The organism is Ruegeria lacuscaerulensis (assembly GCF_013031245.1).
GTDB classification, from domain to species: domain Bacteria; phylum Pseudomonadota; class Alphaproteobacteria; order Rhodobacterales; family Rhodobacteraceae; genus Ruegeria; species Ruegeria lacuscaerulensis_C.
The window spans coordinates 76,372-93,717 of sequence record NZ_WPZL01000001.1 but is presented as its reverse complement, the minus strand read 5'-3'; the positions used below and the strand labels follow the sequence as shown (position 1 = coordinate 93,717).

Sequence of the window (17,346 nt, the reverse complement as noted above, 5' to 3'; positions counted from 1 at the left end):
CGTGAATGACTGCTCCCCCTCCTCCGCCTCGTTCTGTTCCGGATGAACACAGATTTCCCTGCGATCAATGCGGGGCGGATTACCGGTTCAACCCCGGTGACGGAACGCTGACCTGTGACCATTGCGGGCATTCTGAGGCCATCAGTTCAGGGCCGTGGGGCGGGGCCAGCCTGAAAGAGCTGGATTTCAACGCCGCGTTGGCAGACCAGCTGCCGGACAGCGAAATTGAGGAAACCCGGGTTCTGTCTTGTCCAAACTGCGCGGCTCAGGTCGAGTTTGACCCCGACACGCACGCGGCGGAATGCCCGTTTTGTGCCACACCGGTGGTGACGGATACCGGTGTGAACCGGCACATCAAGCCCCGAGGCGTCTTGCCTTTTGCGCTGGATGAGCGCGCAGCCCACAAAGCAATGAGCGACTGGCTGGGCCGATTGTGGTTCGCCCCTAACGGGCTGAGGGATTATGCCCGCAAAGGCCGAAAGATGCAGGGTATTTATGTGCCCTACTGGACCTTTGACGCGGACACGCAGTCCAGCTATCGCGGCGAACGCGGCACTGTTTACTATGAAACCCGAACCGTCATGCGGGACGGCAAGCGCGTGCAGCAGCAGGTGCCGAAGGTAAGGTGGTCTCCGAAATCCGGCCGGGTGAAACGGTTCTTTGACGATGTGCTGGTCTTGGCGTCGCGATCTCTGCCCAAAAGCTATACTGACGCGCTGGAGCCATGGGATTTACCGGCCCTTGAACCCTATCAGCCTGAATACCTGGCTGGTTTCCGGGCCGAGGCTTACACGATCGAACTGCAGGAAGGTTACACAGAAGCACGCGGATATATGGCCCGGGTGATTGAACGGGATGTGCGCTTTGATATCGGCGGAGATCGGCAACGCATTCACTCCATTGATACGGATGTGCGGAATGTGACCTTCAAACATATTCTGCTGCCGGTCTGGATGGCGGCCTATAAATACCGCGGTCAGACTTACCGGTTCGTCGTAAACGGACGTACAGGGCGCGTTCAGGGGGAACGCCCGTGGTCAGCAATCAAGATCACGATTGCCGTTGTTCTGGGCCTGCTGGTCGCGGCTGGCGTCGGGTACTTGGTGGCTACGGGACAACAATAACAGAGAGTCCGGCAAGAACATTGAAATTGCCGCTTCTGCGCTTGAACATCTGTAAGCCAGACGCCATCCTGCGCTTTGTCCACGGCGAGGGGAGGCCTGAGTGACGCTATCTGATTTGAACAAACTGCTGGCCGAACGGCATTCCTGCCGGGCGTTTCTCTCCAACCCGGTACCGAAGGAAAAGATCGAACAGATTCTGACCTGCGCATCGCGTGTTCCCAGTTGGTGCAATGCACAGCCCTGGCATGTCACGATCACCAGCGGAGAAAAAACAGACCGGTTTCGCGAGGCGATGTTGGAGGAGGCGGCGACTGGCACACCCGCGCCGGATCTTCCCTTTCCGACCTCCTATTCCGGCGTGTATCAGGATCGGCGCCGTGCGTGCGGCTGGGCTTTATATGAGGCCGTCGGCGTAGAACGCGGCGACCGTGCAGCCTCGGCCCGCCAGATGATGGAAAACTTTGCCCTGTTTGGCGCACCGCACTGCGCCATCATTTCCAGCCCTGCGGAACTCGGGTCGTATGGCGCGATGGATTGCGGTGGGTTCGTCACCGCCTTTTCGTTGGCCGCGCAGGCCTTAGGTGTAGCGACGATCCCGCAGGCAGCGTTGGCTACCTACAGTCCGTTTCTACGTCGTTATTTTTGCATACCGAACGACCGGGTGGTTTTATGCGCGATTTCATTCGGATATGCGGATAAAGACCATCCTGCCAACGGCTTTCGCACGGGCCGCGCTGGTCTGAGCGAAATCGTCGACTGGGTCGGGTAAGAAAAACACCAAGCGGAGAACTAAATTGCGCGCAGTTTTACAACGGGTATCGCATGCCAAAGTGTCTGTGGATGGTCGGGTAATCGGCCAATCCGGACCGGGGCTGATGATCTTGGTTTGCGCAATGCTTGGCGACGATGAACAAAAAGCAGAACAATTGGCCGCCAAAGTCTCGAAACTGCGCATCTTCAAGGATGATGCCGGGAAAATGAACCGCTCTGTCGTGGATATCGGAGGTTCGGCCTTGGTGATCAGCCAGTTTACTCTGGCGGCAGATACGTCGCGCGGGAACAGGCCGGGCTTCTCGCAGGCGGCTGCGCCGGACGTCGGCAAGCATCTGTACGAATTCTTCGCGAGTCGACTTCAAGAACAGGGCATATCCGTCGAAACCGGGGAGTTTGGAGCGGATATGGCGGTAGAACTGGTCAATGACGGGCCAGTTACGATTTGGATGGAAAGCTGATGGACAGAAGAGAACAGGCAATTCGCATCTGGCAAGCCGGGGTCGACGCGGTGGGTGGTCACGCAGCGACCAGCAAAGTACTGGACACAATTCCTGAACCCGACCAGATTCTGGCTGTAGGCAAGCCTGCCGCCGCGATGGCCCGTGCTGCGCTGGAGCATTTTGGGCCACGCCCTACGCTGGTTGTTACCAAGGACGACCACGGGCGCGACCTTCCGGAATACGTCACACTGATCGAGGCATCGCACCCTGTCCCGGATGATCGCAGCCTCGAAGGCGGGCGGGCCTTGCGCGAAGCGGTCGAGGCCATGGAACCGAAGTCGCATTTGTTGCTGCTTGTTTCGGGCGGGGCGTCTTCATTGGCGGAAGACCTGTTGCCAGGAAAAACCCTGTCGGATCTGGAGCAACTGAACAAAAAGCTGCTGGCAGAGGGGTTGGACATTACGGCAATGAACGCAGAGCGGCGCAAGTTGTCCCGGATCAAGGGCGGCGGCCTGCTGTCTCATTTCAAAGGCGGCAAAGCCACTGTTCTGGCGATTTCTGATGTTCCCGGCGATGACCTGAATGTCGTGGGATCGGGTATCGGAGCTTTGCCGGAAACTATCGACTTTGAAGCCTCAACCCGGATTGTCGCCTCAAACGCCCATGCACGGGCAACCGCAGAGGAATTGGCGCAATCTGAAGGGGTCGAAGTTTTAGCCAATGAAGAATGCCTGCACGACGATTTCCTGAACGTTGCCGAAGCACTCGGTCAACGCATCCGTGAAATGCCCAGCGGAATCATGATCTTTGGCGGGGAACCCACAGTTGTGCTGCCGGAAAACCCCGGGCGCGGCGGTCGCAATCAGGCTTTGTCTCTGGCGTTGGCGCGGGAAATCTCTGGTTGCAAGGGAATAACCCTGGTGGTTGGAGGAACAGACGGAACAGATGGTCCAACGCAGGCGGCCGGGGCTGTCGTCGATGGATCAACCTGGGGCGCAGGTGCTGAGCAGGCGTTGCAGCGGGCGGATAGTGGCTCTTACCTGGATCGTTCCGGAGCTTTGCTGATAACCGGCCCAACGGGAACAAATGTGATGGATCTGCTTGTCGTTATCCGCGAATGATTTGACGATTTTCAGCTTACCCGCGATGCAAAAGCCCCTGACACTCGGGGCATGACGCCACCCACCATTGCGCTACGAGAAAATGAAGACATTCCCGACGTTGGTATCGAGCTCCCTGACGGCAGCCGCCTATCCTGCGCCCGAAATGGCGCGCGCTTTTGCCGGAAGTCGAGAACGATACTGGGCTGTTCACAGACATCCAACGCAGGTCGAGCAACGGGGGATAGGCCTGTGAATATGGGGGGAGGTACACCCGGATGACTCTCCGACCGCCAGGGGAAATCGCCGTTGGGTTCAAGAGATGAGTCGCGACGACATTGATCTGCAAACCGAAACCTCACGCGAGTTGTGGTTGGACAGAGAGAACTTTTTTCTCAAGGCGAAGTTAACTGCCTTTGAAGGAGAACCCCCGGTATTTCCAAAGGAATTGGAGGATACCATACCACGAAATCAGATGTGAATTTCGGCAGGGTTGGGACCAGACATTTGTCCTTGCCCGCTACACCGAAATGCGCCTACTTTGACTCATGCGTCAATAAAAAGCCTGTAAAGGGCTGTTATCCATAAACTGGGAGATCTTTGGATGAACGAACAACTCACTCACATGACCAAGCAGGTTACAGCTGGCAAGCTGACCCGCCGCGAATTCATGGGAAAAGCAGCGGCTTTGGGTGTATCCGCGGCAATGGCCAGCACCATGTTCGCGGACGCCGCGCGTGCGGCGGACCCGAAAAAGGGCGGTGATCTGAAGATCGGCTCCATTGGTGGCGAATCGACGAACTCTCTCGATCCGGCTACTTATGCGAGCCAAGTGCCTGCGCTCAACGGCCGCCAGTTCGGTGACACCCTGGTGGTGGTATCGCCGGACGGCTCGATTGAATCGCGCCTAGCCGAAAGTGTTGAAGCAAGCGCCGACGCCAAGGTCTGGAACTTCAAGATCCGTCAAGGGGTCGAATTTCACAACGGCAAAACACTGACCAGTGAAGACGTGCTGAAAACCATGCAGCGCCATTCGGACGAAAACTCGAAATCAGGTGCATTGGGCATCATGAAAGAAATCGAGTCGATGAAGGCCGATGGCGACGTGTTCTCTGTCACATTGAACAACCCAAACGCCGACTTGCCGTACCTCATGGCGGACTATCACCTGATCATCCAGCCGGATGGTGGCATGGACAACCCAAGCGCGGGCATCGGCACAGGCCCCTACAAGCTTGAGGTGGACGAGCCGGGCGTGCGTCACGCCTATTCGAAGTTCGAGAACTACTGGGCCGACGACGGTCATTTTGACAGCGTCGAAATTATCGCCATCAATGACTCCACGGCGCGTACGGCTGCACTTCAGTCCGGGCAGGTACACCTGATTAACCGGGTTGAGCCCAAGGTCGCAGGTCTTTTGGGCCGCGCACCGGGTCTGTCTGTACAGCCGACAACGGGCCGTGGGCACTATGTCTTCATCATGCATGTCGACACTGCGCCGTTCGACAATCTCGATCTTCGACTGGCTCTGAAGTACGCAATTAATCGCGAGGAATTGGTCGAGAAAATCCTTCAGGGTTATGGCAGTGTCGGCAACGACATCCCGATCAACGCCGCTTACCCGCTGTTCGACGATACGATCCCGCAGCGCACGTTCGACCTCGAAAAGGCGGCCGAGCACTATAAGAAGTCCGGCCATGACGGGTCGCCGATCGTTTTGCGCACCTCCGAGGTCGCCTTCCCTGGTGCCGTAGACGCGGCCCAGCTCTTCCAGCAAAGTGCAGCAGCAGCCGGTATCCCACTCGTAATCGAACGCGAGCCGGGCGACGGTTACTGGTCCGAGGTCTGGAACGTCCAACCATTCTGCGCCTCCTATTGGACAGGGCGGCCGGTGCAGGACCAGATGTACTCAACCGCATACCTCTCGACTGCCGACTGGAACGACACGCGCTGGAAACGGCCGGAATTCGACGACATGTTGAATAAGGCCAAGGGTGAGCTCGACACCGCCAAGCGAAAGGAACTCTATTCCCAGATGGGCCGGATGCTGAACGAAGAAGGAGGCATAATCTGCCCGATGTTCAATCAGTTCATCGATGGCGTCAGCGATCAACTGGCCGGCTGGGAGCCCGACCCCTATGACGAACTGATGGGTGGCCAGGCCTCGCGCAAAATGTGGTTCGCGTAAAACGGGCCACGGATCATGCATCCTATCATCAAACTGGTTTCCCAGCGCTTTGCGCTGGGAATCCTGCTTCTCTTCGGTGCATCGGCTCTGATTTTCGGCCTCACCGAAGCCCTGCCAGGGGACGCTGCGCAAGCGGTTCTTGGCCAATCTGCAACCCCTGAGTCGCTGGCAAACTTGCGCGAGGAAATGGGCCTAGATCGCCCCGCCCTGACCCGCTATTTCGAATGGCTGGGTGGTATTTTACAGGGCGACCTTGGTCAGTCACTAACAAACAAACTCGACATCGCGGAAAGTATAGGCAAACGCTTGGGCAACACTCTGTTCCTGGCCTGCGCCGCAGCGATCGTGTCGGTTCCGCTTGCCATTTTTCTGGGCCTGTTGGCGGTCCGGTTCCGCAACCGCTGGCCGGATAAACTGATCTCTGCCATCACGCTCACGACCGTATCGATACCGGAATTTCTGATCGGCTATGTGGTGGTGTATTTCATCTCGGTAAAACTGGGATGGTTTTCCTCGCTGGCGATGATCAATGACTCGATGTCCTTTGGTCAAAAGCTCTATGCGATCACTCTGCCTGCTTTCGTGCTGACGCTCGTGGTGCTGGCCCAAATGATGCGAATGACGCGCGCGGCGATTTTGAACCTTATGCAATCGGCCTATATCGAGACCGCTGAATTGAAGGGGCTGACCACATTTCAGGTCATCGCGCGGCACGCGTTTCCCAATGCCATTTCACCCATCGTTAACGTTGTCATGCTGAACCTGGCCTATCTGGTCGTGGGCGTCGTGGTCGTCGAGGTGGTGTTCGTCTATCCCGGCATGGGCCAATACCTGGTGGATTCGGTGACCAAGCGCGACGTGCCGGTTGTTCTGGCCTGCGGCGTCGTTTTTGCCGCGGTCTATATCGGCCTGAACATGGTTGCCGACATCGTGTCGATCCTTGCCAACCCGAGACTGAGGCATCCGAAATGATGAAGAATATCCCTATTTCGGCAATGATCGGTCTGTTTTTCACCGGGCTCTATTTCATTGTGGCTTTCACCGCCCCGTTGATTGCGCCCTATGGCATGGCCGAAGTGGTCGGCGACGTGTGGGAGCCTTCGAGCGCCGAACATCTGCTGGGCACTGACAATATCGGTCGCGACCTGCTGACCCGAATGATCTATGGCGGGCGCACGACTATCTTCATCGCGGCCGCGGCCACGATCCTCAGCTTTGTCACCGGCACCTCTTTGGGCCTGCTGGCGGCAGTGCTCGGCGGATGGGCCGATCAGGTACTCAGCCGTACGGTTGACCTGATCATGTCGATCCCCACCCTGATCCTTGCGCTGGTCATCCTGGCGATTGTTCCGGTGACCATCCCGATCCTGATACTGGTGATGGGTCTGTTGGATGCCACGCGCCCTTATCGTCTGTCGCGATCCGTCGCCGTGGACATCAACGTGATGGACTATGTCGAGGCTGCCAAATTACGCGGCGAGGGCCGGGTCTGGATCATTTTTCGGGAAATCCTGCCCAACGCCCTGTCACCGCTGGTGGCCGAGTTTGGTCTGCGGTTTATCTTCATGGTCCTGTTCATCTCGACCCTGTCCTTCCTTGGACTGGGCGTTCAGCCGCCGCTGGCGGACTGGGGCGGCATCGTGAAGGAAAACAAGGACGGTATCGTCTACGGCATCGGCGCGGCACTGTACCCCGCTGTGGCCATCGCAACGCTGGCCATCTCGGTCAACCTCGTGGCTGACTGGGTCCTGAACCGTACCACATCGCTGAAAGGAGGCCGGGGATGAGTGATACCCTTCTCAAGGTCCGCGACCTCAAGATCGGCGCGACCGTGTACCCACCGGGTGAGAAACCCCATGACATCGAAATCGTGCACGGAGTCAGCTTTGACCTCGAACGCGGCAAGGTGCTTGGGCTGATCGGTGAGTCCGGGGCCGGTAAATCCACCATCGGCCTGGCCTCGATGGCCTATGGCCGGGGAGGTGTGGAAATCACCGGCGGTGAAGTCTGGGTAAATGGACGGGACATCCTGAAGACGTCCTACGGCGACATCCGCAAGCTGCGTGGCGGTGAGGTCACATATGTCTCGCAATCCGCGGCAGCGTCTTTCAACCCGGCCAAAAAGATCATGGATCAGGTGGTCGAGGCAGCGGTCGAACAGAAAAAGTTCAGCCGCAAAGAGGCCGAAGCACGTGCGCGTGAACTGTTCGCCAAGCTGGGTCTGCCTGATCCGGACAATATCGGTGATCGCTATCCGCACCAGGTCTCGGGCGGTCAGCTTCAGCGCTGCATGACCGCGCTGGCGCTGTGCCCCGAGCCTGATCTGGTGGTGTTCGACGAACCCACCACAGCGCTTGACGTGACCACACAGATCGACGTTCTGATGGCCATCAAAGAGGCCATCGCAGACACCGGCGTTGCCGCGCTCTACATCACGCACGATCTGGCGGTCGTTGCGCAGGTGAGCGACGACATCATGGTTCTGCGGATGGGTAATACGGTCGAATACGGCAACACCGATCAGATCATCAACAACCCGCAGGAAGAATACACCAAGGCACTGGTCTCGGTGCGTTCGATCGAGCACGAAGAGAAAAAGCCCACACCGGAAGCAGTGCTGAGCGTTGACGGTATCACCGCGCGCTACAAGGGTCTCAACTTCGACGTGCTGCACAACGTCAATGTGGAACTGCACCCCGGTCAGACACTGGCGGTTGTGGGGGAATCCGGCTCGGGCAAGTCCACACTGGCGCGGGTGATCACCGGATTGCTCCCGCCACGCGATGGTGAAATCACATTTGCCGGCCGCAAGCTCTCGTCCGATCTGGCCGGGCGTAGCCGTGAGGACCTGCGCGAGCTTCAGATGATCTACCAAATGGCCGACGTGGCGATGAACCCGCGCCAGACGGTTGGCACGATTATCGGGCGACCGCTGGAGTTTTACTTCAACATGCGCGGCGCCGAAAAACGTAAGCGGGTCATCGAACTGCTGGACGAGATTGAACTGGGCGAAAAGTTCATGGATCGCTATCCGGCGGAACTGTCCGGTGGTCAGAAACAGCGTGTCTGTATCGCGCGGTCGCTGGCGGCCAAGCCTAAGATGATCATCTGTGACGAGGTCACCTCGGCGCTTGATCCATTGGTGGCGGACGGCATCCTCAAGCTGTTGCTTGACCTGCAGAAGATCGAGGATGTGGCCTATCTGTTCATCACCCACGATCTGGCAACGGTCCGCGCGATCAGTGACAGTATCGCGGTGATGTATCAGGGGCGTGTGGTCCGCTATGGCCCCAAGAGCCAGGTTCTCAGCCCGCCGTTCGACGACTATACCGACCTGCTGCTCAGCTCGGTGCCCGAGATGCATCTGGGCTGGCTGGAAGAGGTCGTCGCCCACCGCAAGATGGAAAGCGCCGGGAATTAATCCCCGCCTTTTCCGTGACTGTCTGGTGAAAACACGAAATCCCGGCATCTTGTCAGATGACAGGTGTCGGGATTTTGCAATTGGGGGCGCGAATTGGCGGCAATTGCAAAACGAATCCCGTAGGGTCGCCTGAAGCAGAATTCAGTCAAAGGGTCAGGACATGGACCGCAAGTTACTCCTCATCATTCTGGACGGTGTTCCATGGCGCAACTTTCGCCGACTGTTCGGCAATCTCGAAGGCTGGGTCGACAGCGGTGAGGCGCGCGTGTGGAAGCACCGCGCGGTGCTGCCTTCGACTTCGGCGAGCTGCTACGCCTCAATCCACACCGGCGTCACACCGCAGGAACATGGCTGCACCGGCAACGCCAATGTCTTTCGTCTGAGCCACAAGGACGTGTTCAGCCAGGTGCGCGAGGCAGGTGGTGTGACCGGAGCGGTAACGCACAGCTACTGGTCGCAATTCTTCAACCGCCACCCGTTCGATTATGTACGCGACGTAGAATATGACGAGCCGGACAGCGCGACGATCAACCACGGCCGTTTCCACAGCATGACCGGCTATGGAAAGGTGAACCAAATGACGCCTTCGGACGTCGATCTTTTTGGCACGCTGACGAACCTTTGCCTGCGCTTCGGTCTGGATTATGGTATTTTGCACACTTGCACACTGGATTGCATGGGTCATCGGTTCTTTCACGATTGCGAGGAAATGGACCACGCCTGTTTCGTTATGGATGAAATGCTGGCCCCCTTCATTCCGCGTTGGCGGCAACTGGGGTATGAGGTCATTGTGACCGCCGATCACGGGCAGGATGAGCGCGGCCACCACGGCGGACGGGGTGAATTGCAGCAGGAAACGGCGCTGTATTACTTTGGCGACGCAGAGGGGCCCGAGGCCGACGCTGTGATCGAGCAGCTACAGCTTGCTCCAACAATTCTGAACCGAATGGGCGCGCCCATCGCCGAGACGATGAAAGCCGCGCCTTTCCTGAAGTGACGATTCAGTCGTAGGGCCAGATCTGCTGGCCCAACGCCTCGATGGCTACTGAAATCCGCTCAAAGCTGTCGGCGGCGCGTTTCACGCTGGTCCGCGCCCGCAGATACCCATGCACAAGGCCAGGCTCATTGATCCAATGCGCCTGCCCGCCCGCCGCGGTGATCTTTTCACAATAGGCCGGACTGTCATCGCGCAACGGATCGCAATCGGCCGTCACGACCAAGGTCAGTGGCAGGCCCGAGAAATCGGTGTCCTGCAGCGGTGCAAAAGTCGGGTCGTTTTGCGGTACGTCGCCGCCACACCGTATCTTTTCATAGAAAACGATCTCGTCCCGCGTCAAAAGCGGCGCGTGGGCGTGTTCGACATACGAGCCTTTCGAGGCATCCCCGCCCAGCCCGGGATAGATGAGGACCTGCCCCAGGATACTTTTCAGCCGCCCGCGCGCGTGATGTGCAACCGCCGCTGCAAGATTGCCGCCCGCACTGTCACCCGCCAAAACCAATGGATCGCCAAATTCCTGAGCGGCCCAACCTGTTGCTGTCCAACTATCCTGAAACTGCGCAGGGTGTGCATGTTCAGGACACAGGCGGTAATCAACAGCGACGACCCGGTATCCGGTTTGCGCACAAATCTCGGCGCAGACGTCATCGTGGCTGTCCAGCCCGCCAACGACGAAACCGCCGCCATGAAAATAGACGACGGTTCGCGTGGGGTCTCCGGCGGAGTAAACCCGGACCGGCACACCATCGGCAAACCTGTCCTGTGTCACCACGCCCTGTGGCCGGGGTTGGCGAAAGTCACGGCACATCTCATCATAGACGCGTCGTTGATCCTGAATCGACAAATCGACTGCATCCTCGGGATAGCTTTCAGCCGTTCGTCTTATGAACGCCCAGGTTTCTTCATCAATCAGACGTTCATAATCCATGTACCCTCCCGGTCAGGCAGCCCACTCCCATGGCCGGGTGAACGATCCCAGCACTTTGCTGACATCGTCGTCTGAGGAACCGTTCGCGTCAAGCTGCGCAACGAGTCCGCGTTTCTTGTCGTCGATCACTGAAATGACACGGGCATCTACACCGGCCTCTTGCAGAGCCCCGTTATAAATGCGGGTGATCGCCTGCTTGCGCAGTTCTGGTTTGAAGACCTTTCCAACCGCTGTCTTGGGCAACTCGTCGAGAATGGTCATGTGCTTGGGTTGCGCTGCACGTTCATGGACATGCACGCCACAGTACTCCATCAGCTCTTTCTCGGTTACACTGGCACCCTCCACCAGTTCGACAAAAGCGCAGGGCACTTCACCCGAATAAGCGTCCGGCTGGCCAATGGCGCCGGCGAAGGCAACCGCTTCGTGGCCCAGCAAGGCTTCTTCAATCTCGGCAGGGTCGATATTGTGGCCACCGCGAATAATCAGGTCTTTGGCGCGCCCGGTAATCCACAGGTAGCCATCCTCGTCAAACCGGCCCAGATCGCCCGTGCGCAGGTATTTGTCATAGTGGTACAGGTCTGCATTCTTGTCGGTCTCGGTATAGGTATTGCCCGCATAAACACCGGGGTTCGAGATGCAGATTTCGCCAATCTCGTCCGAGCTGCATTCCTTGGGACCATCCGGTCCGTTCTGCAGGATCTTTACATCCGTATACGGGAACGGAATCCCGATTGAGCCAATTTTCTTTTCGCCATCCACCGGGTTGCAGGACACCAGACAGGTCGCCTCGGTCAAGCCATAACCTTCAACGATGGTCACGCCGGTCGCTTCTTCAAACCGACGGAACAATTCGACCGGCAAAGGGGCGGAGCCGGAGAAAGCCGTCTTCACACTGGATATATCCGCATCCACCGGGCGCTGCATCTTGGCGGCGATTGCGGTAGGAACAGTGATGATGAAGCTTACTTTCCAGCGCTCGATCAGCTTCCAGAAATTGTCGAACACGCCGTCACCGCGATACCCTGCAGGTGTTGGGAAAACCACATGCGCGCCCGACGACACAGCCGCCATCACGATCACGTGGACAGCAAAGACGTGGAACATCGGCAACGGACACATGATCACGTCTTCTTCGGTGAACAGCAGCGTGTTACCCAGCCATCCGTTGTAGATCAGGCCCGAGTATTTATGCTGCGCAACCTTCGGCATACCGGTCGTGCCGCCGGTGTGGAAATAGCAGGCCACGCGGTCTTCTTTGCTGTCCTCGAAAGTAAGTGTTGTAGGTTGTTTGGCCAGTTCCTGATTGAAATTCTTGTAATCCGCATGGGCCAGATGCTCCTTGTCGCCCATCTTGGGGCGCAGGAATGGCACCAGCCAGGATTTCGGTGGTGTCAGATATCGGTTCAGGTCAATTTCCAGGATAGTATTGACCTTGGGCGCGTGGCGCACTGCTTCTTCGACTTTTTGCGCGACATCAGTCTTGGGAAATGACTTGAGCGTCACGACAGCCTTGGCCCCGGTCTCACGCAGGATGGCCGCGATCTGCTCGGCTTCCAGCAGCGGGTTGATCGGATTGACGATGCCTGCGACCGCACCGCCCATCATGGTGATCAGTGTCTCGTTACAATTGGGCAGCACATAGGCCACAACATCCTTTTCACCGATTCCCAGCGACCGGAACAGGTTGGCGGCCTGATTGACCTTACTCAGCAGTTCGGACCAGGTCAGAGTTTCGGCCTTGTCTGTCGGACCGGATAAAAGCTGAAAACTGATGGCATTGCTGTTCGGGAATTTACACGCGGTACGAGACAGAAGCTGGTGGAGCGTAACCGGAACGTCCCGATCTTCCCACGTCATTTCCTGCTCAATTCTTGCCTTGTCTTCCAATCCCACAAAGGCCATGTGGATCCTCCCTTATCTCTCCCGTGTCCAGCACAGGTTTACGTTCCTCGCCAAGATGGAAGCAAAACCGCGCATGTTCAAGAAAGGGCTTAGCGACGATGTACACTAAGGGGTAGAATTACGCTACGGAGTGATATTATTTGCCGCCACGTCAGATCACTCGGCTGCTATGCCATCCGTAAACTGAAGGCGGGCTAGTCTGGCATACAGACCGTCCTGCGCCACCAGGTCGTCATGTGTACCTTGCGCCACGATCTGACCAGCTTCCATCACGACGATTCTGTCGGCCTTTTTGACCGTCGCCAGCCGATGCGCCACGATCAGCGTGGTTCGCCCGGCACGCATTTGGTCCACGGCCCCTTGTACGGCGCGTTCGCTCTCGGCATCCAGTGCCGATGTCGCCTCGTCCAGCAGCAATACCGGTGCGTCTCGCAGGATGGCGCGGGCGATGGCAATGCGTTGCTTTTGTCCACCGGACAGCATCACACCGCGCTCGCCAACGAAACTGTCATACCCTTCCGGAAGGGCCGCGATGAATTCATGCGCGGCGGCGGCACGGGCGGCGGCTTCGACCTCGACATCGGTGGCATCCAAACGGCCAAAGCGGATGTTCTCACGCGCGGACTCGGCGAAAATGATCGGGTCCTGCGGCACCAGCGCCATGTGGCTGCGGAAATCGGCGCGGTCGAGATCGCGCAGATCGACGCCATCCAGACTGACCTGCCCCGCATCCGGATCGTAAAACCGCTGGATCATCTGGATGACAGTTGTCTTGCCTGCCCCCGAAGGGCCGACAAAGGCAATGGTTTCTCCGGGATTGACCTGCAATGTCAGGTGTTCCAGTGCCACGGTATCGGGTCGCGACGGATAGCGGAAAGTAACGTCGTCAAAGCGGATCTCGCCGCGCACAGGCGCGGGCAGTTCCTTGGCTTTTACCGGATCGTTCACGGTGTCCTGAGCGTTCAATAACTCCACCAGACGCTCAGTCGCGCCCGCGGCGCGTTGCAGCTCGCTCCAGATCTCCGACAGGGCCGCGACGGACCCCGCCATGATGATAGAGTAGATCACGAACTGAATCAGAACGCCCTCGGTCATCACGCCATTGCGGACGTCATTCGCGCCCATCCACAGCACACCAACGATGCCGGAAAAAACCAGAAAAATCACGATGACGGTCAGAACCGCGCGGGTTTGGATGCGACGCAAAGACACAACATAGGACGTTTCGGTCATGTCACCGAACTGTTTGCGGCTGGCTTGTTCATGCGTGAAGGCCTGCACGGTTTGAACCGCGCCCAGCGCCTCGCCCGCGTTGCCGGACGAAGCCGCGATCCAGTCCTGGTTTTCCCGGCTGATCACCCGCAGACGGCGTCCCAGAACCAGAATCGGCACAACAACCAGTGGGATCAGCAACAGCACCATGCCCGTCAGCTTGGCCGAAGTCAGCAGCATCAGTACCAGCCCGCCAAGGAACATCAGCAGATTACGCAGCGCGATCGATACAGAGGACCCCAGCACCGACTGGATCAGCGTTGTGTCAGTGGTGATCCGACTCAAAACCTCTCCGGTCATGATGCGTTCGTAGAATTCCGGACTCATCCCGATGACGCGGTCGAACACCGCCTTGCGGATATCAGCAACCACACGCTCACCAAGGCGGGTCACCAGCGCATAGCGGATGCCGGTTCCAACGGCCAGAATCGCGGCAATAACCAGCGCGGCCAGAAAGTACCAATCCAGCAGCACGCCATCTTCGATGCGGAAGTTGTCCACGACACGGCGTACGGCCAAGGGCAATGTCAGGGTCATGCTGGCGGTCAGCACCAGCGCCAGAGTCGCACCGATCATCAGCAACCGATACGGCTTCATAAAGGGCCACAGCGACGCCAGAACGCCTATTTTCCGGGATCCGGCGCGCTCTTCGGCGGCACCTGGTGCGGGTTTGTTTGCTGGACTGGCTGAGGCGGGTTTTGCCATATCTGGCCCTTACATCGTGTTCGCGATTGAGTGAATGCTTCTTGGCGGCAGTGGCACGCGGGGTCAAGCTGCACAGCGTAAATTGGCCACGTGTCAGGGCCATTTGACGCAGAATTTTCGGGCTGATCTGGAGCGGGCGGCGGGAATCGAACCCGCTTCATCAGCTTGGAAGGCTGAGGTAATAGCCAGTATACGACGCCCGCTCAGCGGAGGCCGGTTTAAGCGATGCGTCTGGTGCCGTCAAGCGCCGTTCGACCAAGGAATTCAATTTCGCTGTTCACCACCCAAAGCTGTCTGGCCTGACACTCTGCACCGACGATATTAACGCAGCGTGGGAAGCCAAGCGCATGATTCGAGGTCAGCTGATATCCGGATCATCGAATCGTAATCCAATCGCTTCGATCCAGTCCGGCCTATAAACTGTGCTGGAAAAGTCGTTGCGGCAGTCAGCGCGTCCTGTAGCGGCACACCGACCTGAGTGACCAGAACGCGAATGGCGGTCGTCAAATCAAGGTCAGCTCCGGCCAATGTTCCATCTTCGAGCGTTAGCCGCCCGTCCGTTCTTGTGATTCGGCGCCCCTCCAGTTGGAACGCGGTCTGATCCGTACCCGCAACGGCCATGGCATCGCTCACCAGAAAAATCTGACCGGGTGCGGATTTGGCAGCCCATGCGGCGCGGATGGTCTCAGGGTGGACATGGATACCGTCGGCGATCAAACCCGCCGACAAACCACTCTCGGCCAGTGCGGCGCCGACCAGACCCGGTTCGCGACTTCCCAGCTGACTCATGGCGTTGAACAAATGTGTGACACAGCGCGCGCCCGCAGCCGCATAGCGTCGGCACGTGGCGAAATCCGCATCACTATGCCCCAGCGATACAAGAATACCGGCGTCAGAGAGCGCCCTGACCTGTTGTTCCGACACCGCCTCGGGCGCGATCGTGACCTTGAGGCACGGCAAGTCACCTGCAGCCGCGATCAGTACGACCAGATCCGCATCTTCCATCGGGCGGATCAGCGCGGCATCATGCGCCCCTTTTCGCGCGACGGACAGATGCGGCCCTTCCAGATGCAGCCCTGCAACCCCTGGAACGCCTTCTCGGACCGCCTGTATCGCAGCATTTATCGCTGCTTCTGTTTTCTCGACTGTATCAGTGATCAGCGTTGGCAGCAGCGACACCACACCCAACCGTCGATGCGCGCTGGCGATCCTGCGAATCGTCTCAACCGACGGGTCATCGTTGAACATGACACCGTCGCCGCCATTGACCTGCAGATCGACATAACCGGGGCTGAGGATATCTCCTTTCAGATCAATGGCCTGCCCGTCATCCTCGGCGCCTTCCTCGGGTATAACCGCCGCCAAAGCGCCTTCGCGAAAGACAACCGCCTGACCAAAGTGCAGGCGCGTGCCGTCAAACAGCCCGCCGTTCCGAAATGTAACCGAACCTGAAGTCATACCGTCTCCGTCACTTTCTTGAGGTGGCGCGGTGCGTCAGGGTCAATCCCGCGTGCGCCGGCGACGGCTTCGACCATGCTGTAGAACGACGTGATTGTGGCAATCGGATCAGTCAGCCAATGGTCGGTTCGCGTGACCGGCAAGCATTGCGCGCGCGTCACCTTGTCGGTTGCGGCGAACACTGTTGCCCCCTTGCCTGCCAGCGCATCGGCGGCCTCGGCCGTGGAATCCTCCGCCGCGTCTTTGGCGGCAAACACGATCGTCGGAAATCCCTCTTCAACGATCGATACCGGCCCATGCAGCACCTCGGCCGCCGAATAGCTTTCAGCGTGAATCTGACAGGTTTCTTTGATCTTCAGCGCCGCTTCATTGGACATCGCATAAGACGGGCCTCGGCCCAGCGTGAACAGCGACCGGCCCGTGATCGTTTCTGCCGCGGCGGACCAATCACATTGCGCGGCTTGCTCCAGACAGCCGGGCAAGGATCGGATTGCGCTGGTCAGTGAGTCATCCCCCTTGATTTCCGCCAGCAACCAGAGCCCGGTCACCAGCGATGTCACAAATGTCTTGGTAGCAGCCACGCTCAGTTCCGGACCTGCGTGAAGGGGCAGCACGGCATCCGTCACCTCGGCCAGCCGCGAGTTTGTGTTGTTAGTTATCGCAACCGTCACCCCACCCGACCCTTTCAGCGACCGGGTCATCCCGACGATATCCGGGCTTTGGCCGGACTGCGACACCGACAGGCAGAGCGCCCCTTTAGCCTGCAAATCAATGCTGTAGATCGAGCTGACCGACGGTCCGACCGAAGCCACGGGCAGGTTCAAAAGCAACTCACTGGCGTATTTGAGATACAGGCAGGCATGATCTGATGACCCCCGCGCCACCGAGATCAAAAACCGTGGGTCGGCGTCTTTCACCATTCTGGCAACGTCTTGAACATTGCTCGCACCTTGGCTTAGCAATCTGTCAACGGCATCAGGGATTTCCAGGATTTCCTGACGCATTTTCGAGGTGTGTTCGGACATGAAATTCCGGCC

General features: G+C 58.3%; 14 protein-coding genes and 1 tRNA gene. 9 read left to right on the top strand and 6 right to left on the bottom strand.

Annotated features, from left to right (window positions below; all coding sequences use genetic code 11):
* Nucleotides 1-5: 5 nt before the first annotated feature.
* From GOX66_RS00480 to GOX66_RS00440, 9 genes are all read left to right on the top strand, one after another.
* Nucleotides 6-1,124: a TFIIB-type zinc finger domain-containing protein gene (locus GOX66_RS00480; protein WP_170758546.1), complete on the top strand. Its 1,119-nt coding sequence runs from the start codon at nucleotides 6-8 to the stop codon at nucleotides 1,122-1,124.
* A gap of 100 nt (nucleotides 1,125-1,224) precedes the next feature.
* Nucleotides 1,225-1,893, top strand: a complete 669-nt coding sequence (locus tag GOX66_RS00475; protein ID WP_170758544.1) for a nitroreductase family protein — start codon at nucleotides 1,225-1,227, stop codon at nucleotides 1,891-1,893.
* Between the two features lie 25 nt (nucleotides 1,894-1,918).
* Entirely contained in the window at nucleotides 1,919-2,356 is a 438-nt protein-coding gene (dtd, locus tag GOX66_RS00470) for a D-aminoacyl-tRNA deacylase (protein WP_170758542.1), read from the top strand.
* A complete protein-coding gene (locus tag GOX66_RS00465) occupies nucleotides 2,356-3,459 on the top strand; it encodes a glycerate kinase type-2 family protein (protein ID WP_170758540.1) in 1,104 nt (367 codons plus the stop codon). The genes dtd and GOX66_RS00465 overlap by 1 nt, the downstream gene beginning before the upstream one ends.
* 583 nt (nucleotides 3,460-4,042) lie before the next feature.
* A complete protein-coding gene (locus GOX66_RS00460; RefSeq protein ID WP_170758538.1) occupies nucleotides 4,043-5,626 on the top strand; it encodes an ABC transporter substrate-binding protein in 1,584 nt (527 codons plus the stop codon).
* A gap of 15 nt (nucleotides 5,627-5,641) precedes the next feature.
* Entirely contained in the window at nucleotides 5,642-6,598 is a 957-nt protein-coding gene (locus GOX66_RS00455; protein ID WP_170758536.1) for an ABC transporter permease, read from the top strand.
* On the top strand, nucleotides 6,598-7,413 hold the full coding sequence (locus GOX66_RS00450; RefSeq protein ID WP_170759270.1) for an ABC transporter permease: 816 nt from the start codon (nucleotides 6,598-6,600) through the stop codon (nucleotides 7,411-7,413). The genes GOX66_RS00455 and GOX66_RS00450 overlap by 1 nt, the downstream gene beginning before the upstream one ends.
* Entirely contained in the window at nucleotides 7,410-9,047 is a 1,638-nt protein-coding gene (locus GOX66_RS00445) for an ABC transporter ATP-binding protein (RefSeq protein ID WP_170758534.1), read from the top strand. The genes GOX66_RS00450 and GOX66_RS00445 overlap by 4 nt, the downstream gene beginning before the upstream one ends.
* A gap of 160 nt (nucleotides 9,048-9,207) precedes the next feature.
* Entirely contained in the window at nucleotides 9,208-10,044 is an 837-nt protein-coding gene (locus GOX66_RS00440; protein ID WP_170758532.1) for an alkaline phosphatase family protein, read from the top strand.
* 4 nt (nucleotides 10,045-10,048) lie between these two features.
* On the opposite strand, the gene GOX66_RS00435 is transcribed toward GOX66_RS00440, so the two are convergent.
* The 6 genes from GOX66_RS00435 to GOX66_RS00410 all read right to left on the bottom strand — a co-directional run bounded on the left by GOX66_RS00435 (nucleotide 10,049) and on the right by GOX66_RS00410 (nucleotide 17,334).
* Nucleotides 10,049-10,972, bottom strand: a complete 924-nt coding sequence (locus GOX66_RS00435; RefSeq protein ID WP_170758530.1) for an alpha/beta hydrolase — start codon at nucleotides 10,970-10,972, stop codon at nucleotides 10,049-10,051.
* A 12-nt stretch (nucleotides 10,973-10,984) separates the two neighbouring features.
* The gene (locus GOX66_RS00430; protein ID WP_170758528.1) at nucleotides 10,985-12,874 is read right to left on the bottom strand and encodes an acyl-CoA synthetase; all 1,890 of its coding nucleotides are present in this window, start codon (nucleotides 12,872-12,874) and stop codon (nucleotides 10,985-10,987) included.
* A 156-nt stretch (nucleotides 12,875-13,030) separates the two neighbouring features.
* Nucleotides 13,031-14,851: an ABC transporter transmembrane domain-containing protein gene (locus tag GOX66_RS00425; RefSeq protein WP_170758526.1), complete on the bottom strand. Its 1,821-nt coding sequence runs from the start codon at nucleotides 14,849-14,851 to the stop codon at nucleotides 13,031-13,033.
* 128 nt (nucleotides 14,852-14,979) lie between these two features.
* A tRNA-Gly gene (locus GOX66_RS00420) sits at nucleotides 14,980-15,054 on the bottom strand.
* Between the two features lie 118 nt (nucleotides 15,055-15,172).
* Nucleotides 15,173-16,309, bottom strand: coding sequence for an N-acetylglucosamine-6-phosphate deacetylase (gene nagA, locus GOX66_RS00415; protein ID WP_170758524.1), 1,137 nt, complete (start codon nucleotides 16,307-16,309; stop codon nucleotides 15,173-15,175).
* Nucleotides 16,306-17,334 carry an SIS domain-containing protein gene (locus GOX66_RS00410; RefSeq protein WP_170758522.1) on the bottom strand — a complete coding sequence of 343 codons (1,029 nt, stop codon included), beginning with the start codon at nucleotides 17,332-17,334 and terminating at the stop codon, nucleotides 16,306-16,308. The genes nagA and GOX66_RS00410 overlap by 4 nt, the downstream gene beginning before the upstream one ends.
* Nucleotides 17,335-17,346 lie beyond the last annotated feature (12 nt).